At 74.1% G+C, this 14375-nt stretch carries 13 protein-coding genes; 7 read left to right on the top strand and 6 right to left on the bottom strand.

Going from position 1 to position 14375, the window contains the following annotated elements; translation table 11 throughout:
- Nucleotides 1-12: 12 nt before the first annotated feature.
- From ACIBCT_RS27375 to alc, 3 genes are all read left to right on the top strand, one after another.
- A complete protein-coding gene (locus ACIBCT_RS27375; protein WP_399193275.1) occupies nucleotides 13-1395 on the top strand; it encodes a glycerate kinase in 1383 nt (460 codons plus the stop codon).
- 190 nt (nucleotides 1396-1585) lie between these two features.
- Nucleotides 1586-2923, top strand: coding sequence for an allantoinase AllB (gene allB, locus ACIBCT_RS27370; RefSeq protein ID WP_399193273.1), 1338 nt, complete (start codon nucleotides 1586-1588; stop codon nucleotides 2921-2923).
- A gap of 167 nt (nucleotides 2924-3090) precedes the next feature.
- Nucleotides 3091-4050 carry an allantoicase gene (alc, locus tag ACIBCT_RS27365; RefSeq protein WP_399193271.1) on the top strand — a complete coding sequence of 320 codons (960 nt, stop codon included), beginning with the start codon at nucleotides 3091-3093 and terminating at the stop codon, nucleotides 4048-4050.
- 181 nt (nucleotides 4051-4231) lie between these two features.
- Here the strand turns inward: alc and pknB are convergent, their stop codons facing one another.
- The 4 genes from pknB to thiO all read right to left on the bottom strand — a co-directional run bounded on the left by pknB (nucleotide 4232) and on the right by thiO (nucleotide 8519).
- Nucleotides 4232-6193, bottom strand: a complete 1962-nt coding sequence (pknB, locus tag ACIBCT_RS27360) for a Stk1 family PASTA domain-containing Ser/Thr kinase (RefSeq protein WP_399193269.1) — start codon at nucleotides 6191-6193, stop codon at nucleotides 4232-4234.
- A 75-nt stretch (nucleotides 6194-6268) separates the two neighbouring features.
- Nucleotides 6269-7027, bottom strand: a complete 759-nt coding sequence (locus ACIBCT_RS27355; protein WP_399193636.1) for a thiazole synthase — start codon at nucleotides 7025-7027, stop codon at nucleotides 6269-6271.
- A gap of 11 nt (nucleotides 7028-7038) precedes the next feature.
- A complete protein-coding gene (thiS, locus tag ACIBCT_RS27350) occupies nucleotides 7039-7239 on the bottom strand; it encodes a sulfur carrier protein ThiS (RefSeq protein ID WP_399193267.1) in 201 nt (66 codons plus the stop codon).
- Nucleotides 7236-8519, bottom strand: coding sequence for a glycine oxidase ThiO (gene thiO, locus ACIBCT_RS27345; RefSeq protein WP_399193265.1), 1284 nt, complete (start codon nucleotides 8517-8519; stop codon nucleotides 7236-7238). Before thiO ends, thiS begins: the two co-directional genes overlap by 4 nt.
- A 331-nt stretch (nucleotides 8520-8850) precedes the next feature.
- Between thiO and ACIBCT_RS27340 the strand changes: the two genes are divergently transcribed.
- The 3 genes from ACIBCT_RS27340 to thiE are packed head-to-tail and all read left to right on the top strand — an operon-like array spanning nucleotide 8851 to nucleotide 11073.
- On the top strand, nucleotides 8851-10029 hold the full coding sequence (locus ACIBCT_RS27340) for an NAD(P)/FAD-dependent oxidoreductase (protein ID WP_399193264.1): 1179 nt from the start codon (nucleotides 8851-8853) through the stop codon (nucleotides 10027-10029).
- Between the two features lie 50 nt (nucleotides 10030-10079).
- A complete protein-coding gene (locus ACIBCT_RS27335) occupies nucleotides 10080-10454 on the top strand; it encodes an Rv2175c family DNA-binding protein (protein WP_344896565.1) in 375 nt (124 codons plus the stop codon).
- The gene (gene thiE, locus ACIBCT_RS27330) at nucleotides 10432-11073 is read left to right on the top strand and encodes a thiamine phosphate synthase (RefSeq protein WP_399193261.1); all 642 of its coding nucleotides are present in this window, start codon (nucleotides 10432-10434) and stop codon (nucleotides 11071-11073) included. Before ACIBCT_RS27335 ends, thiE begins: the two co-directional genes overlap by 23 nt.
- A 108-nt stretch (nucleotides 11074-11181) precedes the next feature.
- On the opposite strand, the gene ACIBCT_RS27325 is transcribed toward thiE, so the two are convergent.
- Entirely contained in the window at nucleotides 11182-12249 is a 1068-nt protein-coding gene (locus ACIBCT_RS27325) for a polyprenyl synthetase family protein (protein WP_399193259.1), read from the bottom strand.
- Between the two features lie 397 nt (nucleotides 12250-12646).
- On the opposite strand from ACIBCT_RS27325, the gene metF reads away from it, so the two are divergent.
- On the top strand, nucleotides 12647-13579 hold the full coding sequence (gene metF / locus ACIBCT_RS27320; protein WP_399193257.1) for a methylenetetrahydrofolate reductase [NAD(P)H]: 933 nt from the start codon (nucleotides 12647-12649) through the stop codon (nucleotides 13577-13579).
- A 230-nt stretch (nucleotides 13580-13809) separates the two neighbouring features.
- On the opposite strand, the gene ACIBCT_RS27315 is transcribed toward metF, so the two are convergent.
- Nucleotides 13810-14361: a GNAT family N-acetyltransferase gene (locus tag ACIBCT_RS27315; RefSeq protein ID WP_399193255.1), complete on the bottom strand. Its 552-nt coding sequence runs from the start codon at nucleotides 14359-14361 to the stop codon at nucleotides 13810-13812.
- Nucleotides 14362-14375: the final 14 nt, after the last annotated feature.

Below are 14375 nucleotides of genomic sequence, written 5' to 3'. Positions count from 1 at the left end.
CAGGGAGCAGGGTTGTCTGAGTCGTCGGGACACGTCGTGATCGCCCCGGACAAGTTCAAGGGGTCGCTGACCGGGGCCGAGGTCGCCGCGCGGGTCGCCGCGGGCCTGGGGCCGGGCGTCACCACGGTCGCGCTGCCGGTGGCCGACGGCGGTGACGGCACCGTGGACGCGGTGGTGGCCTGCGGGTTCACCCGCGTCGAGGTGGAGGTCACCGGGCCCGTGGGCGTTCCGGTCCTCGCCTCCTACGCCTGGCGCGACGCCCGCCCGGGAGGGGCGCGGGACGGCTCCTCCCCGGACGCTTCCGATGCCCCGGCCCCTTCCGGCTCCCCGGCTCCTTCCGGTGCCTCGGCTCCCTCCGGACCTCCGGCTGCTTCCGGACCGTCGGCTCCTTCCGTCTCTCCGGCTGCTTCCGGCTCCCCGGTCGCCGCGGACGTGCCGACGGCGGTCGTCGAGCTGGCCGAGGCGTCCGGCCTGCGGCGGCTGCCCCTCTCCTCCGGGCCGGTCGCCCGGGATCCCGGATCGGTCGCGCACGAGGGCGTCGAGACGGCCCCGCTCACCGCGACCAGCCAGGGCACCGGCGAGCTGATCGCCCACGCCGTACGGCGCGGTGCCCGGCGGATCGTCCTCGGCCTGGGGGGCAGCGCCTGCACCGACGGGGGCACGGGCATGATGCGGGCACTCGGCGTCCGCTTCCTGGACGCCGAGGGCCGGGATCTCCCGCCCGGAGGAGCCGCCCTGGCCGACCTGGACAAGATCGACATGTCCGGTCTCGTCGCGATCGACCAGGTGGAGTTCGTGGTGGCGGGGGACGTGGACAACCCGCTGCTCGGCCCGTACGGCGCCGCCGCCGTCTACGCCCCGCAGAAGGGCGCGAACCCGGACGAGGTGAAGCTGCTCGACGCCGCCCTCGCCCGTCTCGCCGCGGTCGCCGCGCACACCCACGGCCTGGTCGGAGCCGCCGAGCACGACGGGATCGTCCGCTCGATGGGGGTGGCCGGACAGCCGGGCGCGGGCGCCGCGGGCGGGGTCGGGTTCGCCGCGCTCGCCTTCCTGGGGGCCGAGTTCCGGCCCGGCATCGACTACCTCCTGGACCTGCTCGGCTTCCGCGACCACCTCGCCGGTGCGCGCCTCGTCATCACCGGCGAGGGGTCGCTCGACGAGCAGACGCTGCGCGGCAAGGCGCCCGCGGGGGTCGCGGACGCCGCGGCCGAGGCGGGGGTGCCGGTCGTCGCGGTCTGCGGGCGCCGCACCCTGGGGGACGAGGAGCTGAGGGCGGCGGGCATCACGGCCGCCTACGCGCTCACCGACCTGGAACCGGACCCGGCCGTCTGCATGGCCCAGGCCGGGCCGCTGCTGGAGCGGCTGGCCCGCACGGTCGCGGAGCGGCACCTGTGACGGCCACCGCGACCTCCACCGCGACTGCGACCTCCACCGCGACGGCCAATGCGACCGCCACTGCGGCCTCCATCGCGACGGCCACTGCGACCGCCGTCGTGATGGCCGCCGCGACGGTCACTGCGACGGCCGTCGTGACCGCCGTGGCGTCGACCGCTCGCGTGCGGCGAGGGCTCACGGGGGAATCGCGATGAGCGCGGGCGCCGGCGAGCGGCCGGATCTGGTCATCCGGTCGCGCCGGGTCGTGCTGCCCTCCGGGGAGGGACCGGCGGCGGTCGCCGTACGGGACGGGAGGATCGTCGCGGTCCACCCCCGCGACACCGGCCGTGACACCGACCCCTACGCGGGCCTCGACGTCGCCGAGCGGGTCGACCTCGGCGACGTCGCGCTGCTGCCCGGCCTCGTCGACACCCACGTGCACGTCAACGAGCCCGGCCGTACCCACTGGGAGGGGTTCGCCACGGCCACCAGGGCCGCCGCGGCGGGCGGGGTCACCACGATCGTGGACATGCCGCTCAACTCGCTGCCGCCGACCGTGAACGCCGACGCCCTGGCCGTCAAGCGGAGGGCCGCGGCCGGGCAGTGCGCGGTGGACGTCGCCTTCTGGGGCGGGGCGATCCCCGGTAACACCGGGGAGTTGCGGGCACTGCACGAGGCGGGCGTGCGCGGCTTCAAGTGCTTCCTGTCCCCGTCGGGCGTGGAGGAGTTCCCGCCGCTGGACACCGGCGGGCTGCGGGCCGCCATGGAGGAGATCGCCTCGTTCGACGGGCTGCTGATCGTGCACGCCGAGGATCCCGCGCTGCTCGCCGACCCGTCGGGGCCGGGGTACGCCGAGTTCCTCGGCTCGCGGCCGGGGGAGTCCGAGCGCCGGGCCGTCGAACGGGTCGCCGAGCTGGCCGGGGAGACCGGGGTGCGCGCGCACATCCTGCACGTCTCGTCCGCGCTCTGCCTGGAACCGCTGGCCAGGGCCGTGCGGGAGGGGGTCAGGCTCAGTGCCGAGACCTGCCCGCACTACCTCACGCTGACGGCCGAGGAGGTGCCCGAGGGCGCCACCCGGTTCAAGTGCTGCCCGCCGATCCGGTCCGCGGCCAACCGCGACGAGCTCTGGCGCGGTCTCGCCGACGGCGTGCTCGGCTGCGTCGTCTCCGACCACTCGCCGTCCACCCCCGACCTCAAGGTGCCCGACTTCGCCGCGGCCTGGGGCGGGATCTCCTCCCTCCAGGTCGGCCTGACCGCCGTCTGGACCGAGGCGGCGCGGCGCGGGCACGGCCTGGAGGACGTCGTCCGCTGGATGGCCGGGAACCCGGCCGCGCTGGCCGGGCTGCGCGGCAAGGGGGCCATCGTCGTGGGCGGTGACGCCGACCTGGTCGCCTTCGACGCCGACGCCGTGCACACCGTGGACGCCGCCGCGCTGCACCACCGCAACCCGGTCACCCCCTACCACGGCAGGACGCTGAGGGGTGAGGTGCGCACCACCTGGCTGCGCGGCCGGGTGGTGGGGAAGGAACCCCGGGGGACCCTGTTGTAGGGGGCCCGCCGCGTTGCGGTGAACCCGCCCCGACCCGCCCGCCGACTCCGCCCACTCCACTGACCTCGTCCGCTTCGCTCCGCTCGGCCCGTCCGGTCGCTCCTACGGATCGCCCGTCCGCCCGCATCGTCCGATCACCCGTCCGTCCGACGTGAGAGGCCTCTTCCTTGACCGAGTTCACCGCACTGCCCGACCTGGCCCTGCGCAGCCTCGGCGGCTCGGTCGTCGCGGCCAACGACGAGTCCTTCGCCGAGCGGGAGAACCTGATCAGGCCGGGCCGTCCCGCCTTCAGGCCGCACACCTTCGGTGCCAAGGGGCAGGTGTACGACGGCTGGGAGACCCGCAGGCGGCGCGAGCCCGGCCACGACTGGGCCCTGGTGCGGCTCGGCATGCCCGGCGTGATCCGCGGCGTCGTGATCGACACCGCCTGGTTCAAGGGCAACTACCCGCCCCGCGCACGCGTGGAGGCCGCCGAGGTCGAGGGTTACCCGGCGCCCGCCGAGCTGGAGGCCGCCGACTGGGTGGAGGTGGTGCCCGTCAGCCCTCTGACGGGGGACGCCGAGCACTTCTTCGAGGTGTCCGACGAGCGCCGGTACACGCACGTGCGGCTGAGCATCCTCCCCGACGGGGGCGTCGCCCGGCTCCGGGTGCACGGCGAGGTCAGGTGCGACCTGTCGGTGTACGACGGGCTCGGCCTGGACCTGGCCGCGCTGGAGAACGGCGCCCTGGTCACGGCCTGCTCCGACGAGTTCTACTCCTCGCCGAACAACGCGATCTCGCCGGGGCTCGCCCGCCACCAGGCCGAGGGGTGGGAGACCGCCCGACGGCGTGACGGCGGCAACGACTGGATGGTGATCCGCCTGGCCGGTCCGGGGGTCGTCAGGCTCGCCGAGATCGACACCGCCAACCTGGTCTTCAACGCCCCCGCCGAGGCCGGGATCACCGGCACCGCGGACGGCGAGACCTGGTTCCCGCTGCTGCCCAGGACCCGCCTGCTGCCGGACACCCGGCACCGCTTCCGCATCGCGGACGCGCCCGTGGCCGCGTACGCCAGGGTGGACATCCATCCCGACGGCGGCCTCGCCAGGGTCCGCCTGCACGGCTTCCTCGCCACCGACCGGCCCTGAGGCCGCGTGCGATCCTGAGCCGCGTCCACGATCCTGAGCCGCGTCCACGGCCTCCGAGCCGCTCCTGAGCCGCACCGACGGTCGGGACCGCGTCCACGGCCCTGAGTCGCCCTTGAGCCGCACCGACGGTCGGGGCAGCGTCCGCGGCCGGTCCGGCACCGGCGGGTCAGTAACCGGCGGATCAGTACCAGATGGTGACCTCGGTGCCCGGGGGGACCGACTGCCCGCCCGGCGGGAGCTGGGCCACCACCCTGCCCCGTCCCAGGGTGCGCTTCATCTTGACCCGCACCCCGGCGGCGCGCAGCTCGTCCCGGGCGGCCCTGAAGTCCTTGAACACGATGTTCGGGATGACCACGACGTTGTCGCCCTCCTCACCGCCGGGCTGCTCGCCCTCCCGCTGCCGATCCCGCTCCCACGGCCACTGCCATTCGCTGTTGCACTGCGACAGGGTCAGCCGGACCACGGCGCCCCTGTCGATCTCGGCCTTGGGCAGCGGGTCCTGGGCGATGACGGTGCACGGCTGGGCGCTGTCGGTCTGCTCGACGAACTCGGGGGTGAACCCGGCGCCGCGCAGCACCCCGTCGGCCTGGTCGCGGGGCATGCCCCTGACGTCCGGCATGAGCAGCCCGGCGCTCACCACCAGGTCGATCCTGCTGTTCTCCTTGACCAGGTTGCCCACGGCCGGGACGGTCCGCATCACCTGACCGCGCGGCACGGTCTCGCTGGCCTGCTTCCTGACGTCGTCCACGGTGATCAGGACCTCGGCGAGCCTGCTCCTGGCCTCCGGCTCGCTCATGCCGACGACGTTGGGCACGGCGACCCTCTTGGGCCCGGCCGAGGCGATGAGGACCAGCCTGCTGCCCGGCTCGCGCTCGGTCCCCGCCACCGGGTCGGTACGGAGCACGGTGCCCTTGGGGGCCTTCTCGTCGTGCTCGGGCTTGCCCCGCTCGACGACGAAGCCCCGCTGCTCGGCCTCGTCGGTGGCGGCCGTGATGTTCTTGCCGACCAGGGTGGCGGGCACGACGATGGAGGTGTTCTGCGAGAACAGCCAGCCGGTCACCCCCACCGCGATCACCATGACCACGGCCAGCCCGACGAGGAACCAGCGGGCGCCCGCCGAACGGCGCGGCCGGGGAACGGCGGGCGGGGGCGTCCCCGTCCCGGCCGCCGGGCCGGTGAGCAGGTCGGTGCGCGGCTGGATCAGCGTGTGGTTGACCGGGGCGGGCGGCTCGGGCGCCACGGAGGCGTGGGCGTGCGGCGCGCCGATCGGCACGGACGGATGCGGGACGCTGTCGCGGGGCAGCATCCGGTGCGCCTCGACCGCGGCGACCAGCAGGGCGGTCGCGTCCGCCGGCCGGTTGGCGGGGTCGCGGGCCGTCGCCGCGGCCACCAGGTTGTCGAGCAGCGGGGGAGAGCCGGGCAGCACCGCCGAGGGCACCGGCACGGTGTCGTGAACGTGCCGGTAGGCCACCGACATCGGCGTCTCGCCCTCGTACGGCTGGCGGCCGGTCAGCAGCTCGAACAGCATGATCCCGGCCGCGTAGACGTCGCTGCGGGCGTCGGTCGCGCCGGCGGTCACCTGCTCGGGCGACATGTAGCCGATGGTGCCGATCATGACGCCGGTGCGCGTCTGGTTGGTCGCCTCGATCGCGCGGGCCAGGCCGAAGTCCACGACCTTGACCCTGCCGTCGTCGGCGAGCAGCACGTTCTCCGGCTTGACGTCCCGGTGGACCAGCCCCGACTGGTGGGCGGCGCCCAGCGCGGCGAGAACCGGGATCATGACCTCCAGCGCCTCGCGGGCGGGCAGCCTGCCGCGGGCGCGGAGCACGTCGCGCAGGGTCCGTCCCGGCACGTACTCCATGGAGAGGTAGACGTTGTCGCCGTCGGTCCCCTGGTCGAAGACGTGCACCACGTTGGGGTGCGACAGGCTCGCCACCGACTTGGCCTCGCCGATGAAGCGCCGCACGAAGGCGGGGTCCTCGGCCAGGGATCGGTGCATCACCTTCACGGCGACCGTACGGTCGAGCCGGATGTCCAGGGCCAGATAGACGGTCGCCATACCCCCCCGGGCGATCCGGGACTCGACGCGGTATCGACCGTCGAGGAGTTTCCCGACCAGGGGATCCGTAAGCGTCGTGTCCACGAGGCCGAGTTTACGGGCGATTTGGCGCCGACAGGGTCCCCGAATCCCAAACCGATGCCGAGACGTGGTCGTTTTCTAGCGATGAAGAGGGGAGGATGCCTCCGCGTAGCGACGCCGGGGTATCCGCCCGGCCAGGCGCGCGGCCCTGCCCGCCTCCACGGCCGAGCGCATCGCCCGCGCCATCAGGTCCGGCCGCTGCGCCCGGGTGACCGCGGTGGCCAGCAGCACCGCGTCGCAGCCCAGCTCCATGGCCAGCGCCGCGTCGCTGGCGGTGCCGATCCCGGCGTCCAGGATCACCGGCACGTTCGCGAACTCCACGATCAGCTCGATGTTGTGCGGGTTGCGGATGCCCAGCCCGGAGCCGATCGGCGAGCCCAGCGGCATCACCGCGGCGCAGCCCGCCTGCTCCAGCCTGCGGGCCAGCACCGGGTCGTCGCCGATGTAGGGCAGCACCGTGAACCCGTCGGCGACCAGCCGCTCGGCCGCGTCGAAGGTCTCGATGGGGTCGGGCAGCAGGGTGCGCTCGTCGGCGATGACCTCAAGCTTGACCCAGTTCGTCTCCAGCGCCTCCCTGGCCAGCCTGGCGGTCAGCACGGCCTCCCCCGCGGTGAAGCAGCCCGCGGTGTTCGGCAGCACCTTGATGTCGCGCCCGCGCAGCACGTCGAGCACCGACCCCCGGGAGGCGGGGTCGAGCCGCCGCATCGCGACCGTGGTCAGCTCGGTCCCCGAGGCGGCGAGCGCCCGGTCGAGGATCTCCAGGGACGGGGCGCCCCCGGTGCCCATGATGAGGCGGGAGGAGAACTTCTCGCCCCCGATGAGCAGGTCGTCCGTCATGTCGTCCACGTTCACCCTCCCTGAACCGCGGTCAGCACCTCGACGCGGTCGGCCTCGCCGAGCGCGGTGGACTCCCAGGCGCCGCGCGGGACGACCTCGTCGTTCACCGCGACCGCCACCCCGCCCGGGGCGTCGGTCAGCCGCCGTACGGCCTGCGCCACGGTGGCCCCGGCGGGCAGCTCGTGGGCGGCGCCGTTGATGGTCACGTTCATCGATGCTCCCGCGTCGTGTTCTCCGTGAGGTCGCGTTCCCGTGCCGCGAGGCCGCCTTCCCGCAGCCGGGACGGCCCCGGCGCGGGCGCGTGCGGTGAGGGCGCCCGCGGGGCGCCCCGCGCGAAGCGGAGCGGGGAGCACAGTTCCGCGAGCCCCGCGAGCCCCGCGAGCTCCGCGAGCTCCGCGGGCCGTACGGACCCGGTGTCCTCGCCGGCGCACAGGTCGGCGGTGAGCGGGGCCAGCAGGACCCCGCCCCGGTGGTGGCCGGTGGCGAGGTCGAGGCCCGGCACGGTCGTGGGGCCGACCAGCGGCAGGTTGTCCGGGGTGCCGGGGCGCAGCCCGGCGATCGTCTCGGTGACCTCCAGCTCGGTCACGCCGGGGACGAGCTCGCGCGCGTCGCGCAGCAGCTCCCAGAGCCCCCCGGCGGTGACGCGGGTGTCGAAGCCGAGTTCCTCCTGGGTGGCGCCGACCACCAGCTCGCCGTCGCCGCGCGGCACCAGGTAGACGTGGGAGCCGTGCACGACGCCGCGCACGCAGCGGCTCAGCACCGGTTCGGGGGAGCGCAGCCGCATGATCTGGCCCTTGACCGGCCGCACCGGGGGCAGCGCCTCGGGCGGCACCCCCTCCAGGGAACCCGACCAGGCGCCGGCGGCCAGGACCACCCGGCCCGCGTCCAGGTGCCCGCCGCTCTCCAGCCGTACGCCGCTGGCCGCGCCCGAGGCCGTGAGCAGCCCGGTCACCCGGCCGGGCACCAGGGTGGCGCCCGTCCGCCCCAGGGCCGCCAGGAGCGCCGCGGTGACCCTTCTGGGGTCCACCCAGGCGTCCCCGCCGGCCAGCAGGCCACCACGGACGGAGGGGGCCAGCATGGGCTCCAGGCGGCGGCACTCGCGCCCGGTGAGCCGTTCGGCCGGCAGCCCCAGCGAGGCCGTGAAGGCGGCGAGGTCGTCCAGCGCGGCCAGGTCGTCGGCTCCGAAGGCCACGTCGAGCGTGCCGTCGGCGCGGTAGTCGAGGTCGTGCCCGCTCGCCCGGGACAGCTCGGCGGCGAAGGCCGGCCAGCGCTCCAGGGAGGCCAGGCCCAGCCGGAGCAGCGGCTCCTCGGTGTAGGTGACCTCGCTGACCGGTGCCAGCATGCCCGCGGCCGCGTGCGAGGCCGCGGCGTGCGAGGTGGCGGGTGCGGGGTCGACCACGGCCACCCTCAGCCCCCGGCCGGTGGCCCGCCAGGCCACCGACAGGCCGATGACGCCACCGCCGACGACGACGAGGTCGAAAAGGTCGGGCATACGTGCTCCGCTCCCTTCGCCGGCATGACCCGGATCAGGTTCCTGGCGGTCGAGGGCCCGCTCGCGGTCGCTCGGTGGGTCCCTCCCGCCCCGCGGGTGCCGGGCCGCACCGCCGGAGCGGTACCTCCTCGCACGTCACGTGGCTCACGAAGGCCCTGCCTCGCCCCGCTGCCCTCCTCTCAGCCCGGTGCGTTCCGGGCTCCCGCGCGTCTTCTCCTCCACCCTAAGGGTTGCGGCAACATCCTTAGCGCGTCAGATGTGAGGTAAATCCCGCTTTCGTTACCAACGACCGTTGGTAGGAGGGCGGTGCTGACGCTTATGGTCAGGAAGTGTGAATCATGTCGTGGTGGTTGGTGCCGGCCTGGCCGGTGTACGCAGCGTCGAGGCGTTACGGGCCCGAGGGTTCGGCGGCAGGATCACCATGATCGGAGAGGAGCGGCACCGGCCCTACGACCGGCCGCCCCTGTCCAAGGCGGTGTTGCTCGGCGGGACCGACTCCACGGTGGTCGACTCCGACCTCGACGCGCTGGAGGTCGACTTCCGCGCGGGCGTGGCCGCCAAGGGGCTGCACCCCGGGGTGGTCGAGACCACCGAGGGCGAGCTGGACTACGACGGCCTGGTCGTGGCCACCGGGGCCCGTCCGATCAGGCTGCGCGGCGACGGCCCCCAGCACGTGCTGCGCACCATCGACGACGCGCTGGGCCTGCGCTCGCTGCTCGGGCCCGGCAGGCGGGTCGCCGTCGTCGGCGCGGGCTGGATCGGGGCCGAGGTGGCCACCGCCGCCCGCCGGGCCGGCTGCGCGGTGACCGTGGTCGAGGCCGCCGCCACCCCGCTGGCCGCCGCGCTCGGCGAGATCGGCGCGCACACCGTCCCCTGGTACGCCGAGGCGGGAGTGGATCTCCGCCTGGGCACCATGGTCGCCTCGGTCGACCACGGCGGGCTCACCCTGGCCGACGGCTCGGCGATCGAGGCCGACGTCGTGGTCACCGGCGTGGGCGTACGGCCGGCCGTCGAGTGGCTGGCCGGTTCCGGCATCAGGCTCGACGACGGCGTGGTCACCGACGAGCACCTGAACACCTCGCTGCCCGGAGTGGTCGCCGTGGGCGACTGCGCGGCCTGGTGGTCGCGCCGCTACGGCCTGAGGCTGCGCGTCGAGCACTGGGACACCGCCCTGGGCGCCCCGGACGTGGCCGCGGCCACGCTGGTCGGGGACGCCGCCGTCTACGACCCGGTGCCCTACTTCTGGTCCGAGCAGTTCGGCCACATGGTCCAGTACGCCGGGCACCACGACGGGGCCCGGCCGATCCGGCGCGGCGACCCCTCCGCCCCGGGAAAACCCCGGTGGGGAACGTGCTGGGTGGACGCCGGGGACCGGCTCGTCGCGGTCCTGTCGGTGAACCGCCCCCGCGACCTCGTCCAGGGGCGCCGCCTCATCGAGGGCGGGCAGCGCCTGGACGTCGGGCGCCTGGCCGACCCTGCGATAGCGTTGCGCGACTGTACGGCGGCGTAACCTCGCCGCGGGGTGTTTGGCGAAGGGCTCGATGTGGTAGTGGTGGATTCGTGACGCTTTCTGTTGCGCAGATCGACCGGGAGACCGACCAGCTGGTGGGCGAGTGGCTCACCCTGACCGAGGTCGCCAGAAGGCTCAACCTGAGCGCCGGTCGCGCCAAGCAACTTCTCAAGGACCGCAAGCTCATCGGGGTGCGCAGGGGAGGCGGCGAGCCGCAGGTCCCGGCCGCCTTCCTCGCCGGCACGGAGGTCGTCAAGGGCCTCTCGGGCACCCTCACCGTCCTCCTCGACGCCGGGTACGACGACGTCGAATCGCTCCGCTGGCTCTTCACGCCCGACGACACCCTGCCGGGGTCGCCGGTCGACGCGATCGTCGCGGGCCGGCACACCGAAGTGAAGAGACGTGCCCAGGCGCTCGGTTTCTGACGCCCGGCTGTACCTGTGCACCGACGGGCGGCGTGACCGGGGGGACCTCGCGGACTTCCTCGACGCCGCCCTCGCGGGCGGGGTCGACATCGTGCAGCTGCGCGAGAAGGGCCTGGAGGCGCGCGAGGAGCTCGACCTCCTGGCCGTCTTCCGCGAGGCCTGCGACCGGCACGGGACGCTCCTGGCCGTGAACGACAGGGCCGACATCGCCTACGCGTGCCGCCCCGACGTGCTCCACCTCGGCCAGGGCGACCTGCCGGTGCCGGTGGCCCGCGAGCTGCTCGGCGACGACATCCTCATCGGGCGTTCCACTCACGCCCCCGAGGAGGCCGCCGCCGCGGCCGTCGAGCCCGGCGTCGACTACTTCTGCTGCGGCCCGATCTGGCCGACGCCCACCAAGCCCGGCAGGCACGCCCCGGGCCCCGGCCTGCTCACCCGTGCCGCGGCCCTGGAAACCGACCGGCCCTGGTTCGGCATCGGCGGCATCGACCTGGACAACCTGGACGAGGTCATGTCCTACGGCGTGCGCCGCGTCGTGGTCGTCCGCGCGATCACCGAGGCCGACGACCCCAAGGCGGCGGCCGCGGAGTTCAAGCGGAGGCTGACCGCCCACGCCTGAACGGCCCGCGTCCGGACGTCCCCGGGGCGGTGTCGTGAACGGGCCACGGACGAGGTGCCGGGCCGGGACGCCCGAACGGCCCCGGCCGGGTCCGGGACCGGTGGTCGCTCAGGTGCGCCTGGCGGTGGCGGCCACCGCCAGGTCGGCCAGGGCCGTACGGGCCTCGGGGCGGATCGGGGCGCCCTCCAGCGAGCCGAGCGCGTTCTCCAGGTAGCCCTTGATCAGGTCCTCGCACGCCACCAGGGCGCCGGTCTCCTCGATGATCTCGCGGAGCAGGTCCACCCCGTCCGCGTCCAGGTCCGGGGCGCCCAGTCTGGCACGTACCACACGGGCCTGCGCCTCGGAGGCGGCGGCGAGCGTACGGGCCACCAGCATCGTCCGCTTGCCCTCGCGGAGATCGTCGCCCGCCGGTTTGCCGGTCTCGTCCGGGTCGCCGAAGACGCCGAGGATGTCGTCGCGCAGCTGGAAGGCGATGCCCACCGACCGCCCGTACTCCTCGCAGAGCCGGTCTATCCACGGCTGCCTGCCCTGCGCCGCCAGCACCAGGCCGAGCCGGAGCGGCTGCTCCACGGAGTACTTCCCGCTCTTGAACAGGGCGACCCGCAGCGCGCTGTCGAAGGTGCCCTCGCCGTGCGCCTGCTCCAGCAGGTCGAAGTACTGGCCGCACATCAGCTCGGTGCGCATGTCGTCGTGGACCTGCTGGGCCGCCGCCAGGGAGGCGGCCGGCAGGCCGCTGTTCCGCCACATCTCACCGGACCAGATGAGCAGCAGGTTGCCCAGCAGGATGGCCGCACCCTCGCCGAACTGCTCGGCCGAGCCGTGCCAGCCCGCCTCGCGGTGCAGCGTCTCGAACCTGCGGTGCGCCGAGGGCATGCCCCGGCGCCGGTCGCTGGCGTCCATCACGTCGTCGTGCACGAGGGCGCTGGCCTGCAGCAGCTCCAGCGAGGCGGCGGCGGTGAAGACCGCCGGGTCGTCGCCCCCGCCCGCGCCGCGCCAGCCCCAGTAGCAGAAGGCGGGCCGCAGCCGCTTGCCACCGGCCAGGAAGTCCTCGGCCGCGGAGATCAGGGGGACCAGCTCCGGAGCACCGACCTGGGGGCGCTGCCGATCCACGAACCACCGGAGAGCACGATCCACTTCGGAGCGGATCGTGTCCAGCGCGGCCACGGAAGTGGTCATCGAATACCTCCAGTGTGGAGACCCTTGGCTACGGCTCCGGGGGGAAGGCGCGGTGCGGTGCCGGGCGCCGTGACGATCCGCCCGGCGACGGTGACACTCCGACCACCGTACGCATGATCGCCACGATTTCCCCCATCGGGACGGCGGAGAGTCGGGACACCTGTGGAACCGCGGTACGGCATGACACCTCGGGACATCTGCAACCGGGCCCGATGAGGACCTGATCTGGGGCGGTCGAAAATCCCCGGCTCGGATCGCAGGAGAAGCTCAAATAACGAGATTAACCGCCCAAGAGGGTATTTCGATCTAGAGATACGGCTGTTTCCCATCATCTTCTCAAGTGCCGAGTCGATCATCTGACCGGGCGTACCGCGGGCCGGGCAAGTATCCTTGCCCCATGGCTCTGGGTCGCCCGTCTGTTCTTCCCGATCGCGCCGCCACCGTCCGCGAGCTCCTCGCCTCCGGTGCCCGCTCGTTCTCCTTCGAGTTCTCCCCCCCGAAGACCGACGAGGGGGAGCGCCAGCTCTGGCGCGCCGTCCGCGAGCTGGAGTCGCTGCACCCCACCTTCGTCTCCGTCACCTACGGCGCCGGCGGCAGCACCCGTGACCGCACCGTCGACATCGTCGAGCGGATCGCGCACGAGACCACGCTCACCCCGGTCGCCCACTTCACCGCGGTCAACCACTCCGTCCGTGAGCTTCGTCACCTGATCGGCCGGTTCGCCGGCGCGGGGGTGCGCAACATCCTCGCCGTCCGTGGCGACCCGCCCGGCGACGTCACGGGCGAGTGGGTGCGCCACCCCGAGGGCGTCCTGTACGCCGAGGAGCTGGTCCGCCTCATCCGCCAGTCGGGTGACTTCTGCGTCGGCGTGGCCGCCTTCCCGTACAAGCACCCCCGGTCGGCGTCGATCGAGACCGACACCGAGTACTTCGTCCGCAAGTGCCGGGCGGGGGCCGACTACGCGATCACGCAGATGTTCTTCCGCGCCGAGGACTACCTGCGGCTGCGCGACCGGGTGGCGGCGGCGGGCTGCGACACGCCGATCATCCCCGGCATCATGCCCGTCACGCAGATCAGCACCATCGCCAGGTCCGAGCAGCTCTCCGGGGCGCCGTTCCCGCCCGAGGTGGCCGAGCGGTTCGCGGCCGTCGCCCACGACCCGGCCGCCGTGCGCGCCCTGGGCATCGAGCACGCCGCCGAGCTCTGCCAGACCCTGCTCGACGAGGGCGCGCCCGGCATCCACTTCATCACCTTCAACCGCTCCAGCGCGACCCGCGAGGTCTTCCAGGCCCTCGACCACACCTCGCAGGCCGTCCCCGCGAAGGTCTGAGCCCGCGGTCACTCCGGGCCGGCGGCCGGTCGCGCTTCGGAGCGGCCGGCCGCCGGTTCTTCCGGGGAAGGTCCGTCCCGGGAGGCCCGGGTGCCCGCGCGGCGTCTCGGACCGGGGGACCGACGCGGTGCCTCGGGCCGGCAGCGCTCCGTGCCGACGGGGCCGCAGGCCGGTGCGGGGTGCTTCGGCCCGGTGGGGCCCCGGGCCGGCGGGTGCTTAGGACCCCGGGGTCAGCCGCCCAGGGGGAGGGCCGCGCCGAGGATCGCGTAACGCTCGTGCCCGCCCGGGAAGACGAACCGGGTGAGCAGGTCCACGAAACCGACGCTCCGGTACAGGTGCAGGGCGGCCGTGGGCCCCCCGTCGCGGGTGGAGAGCACGGCGGTGCGCTCCAGGCGGCCCGCGCACATGCCGACCACCAGCGCCCGCCCGATGCCCTTGCCCTGGTGGTCGGGGTGGACGTGGATCTCGGCGAGCTCCAGCGCGTCCCCCAGCCACTGCCGGGCGTGGTCCTCGCCGTGCCGCTCGACGAGGGCGCGGCGCACCACGTCGTGCCACCACTGGCCCGGGACCCCGTGGAAGCCGTACGCCACGCCCACCGGGGTACCGGTCTCGTCCTCGGCGAACAGGCAGGTGAAGGCGGGGTGGGCGGCGTGGTTGCGCATGATCGCCCTGCGCCCCGGGAGCTGGTCGGCCGGTGGGTTCATCGCCCTGGTGTAGACGTCGAGGACCGCGTCCAGCCGGAGCGTGAACTCGTCGGGGCCGATCCGTCGCAGTCCGGTCACGCATCGCACCCTAG

Origin of the sequence: Streptosporangium sp. NPDC050855 (assembly GCF_044456585.1) — a bacterium.
Taxonomy (GTDB): Bacteria; Actinomycetota; Actinomycetes; order Streptosporangiales; family Streptosporangiaceae; genus Streptosporangium; species Streptosporangium longisporum.
Note: the sequence above shows the minus strand (reverse complement) of the source record. Positions and strands in the feature narration are given on the sequence as shown.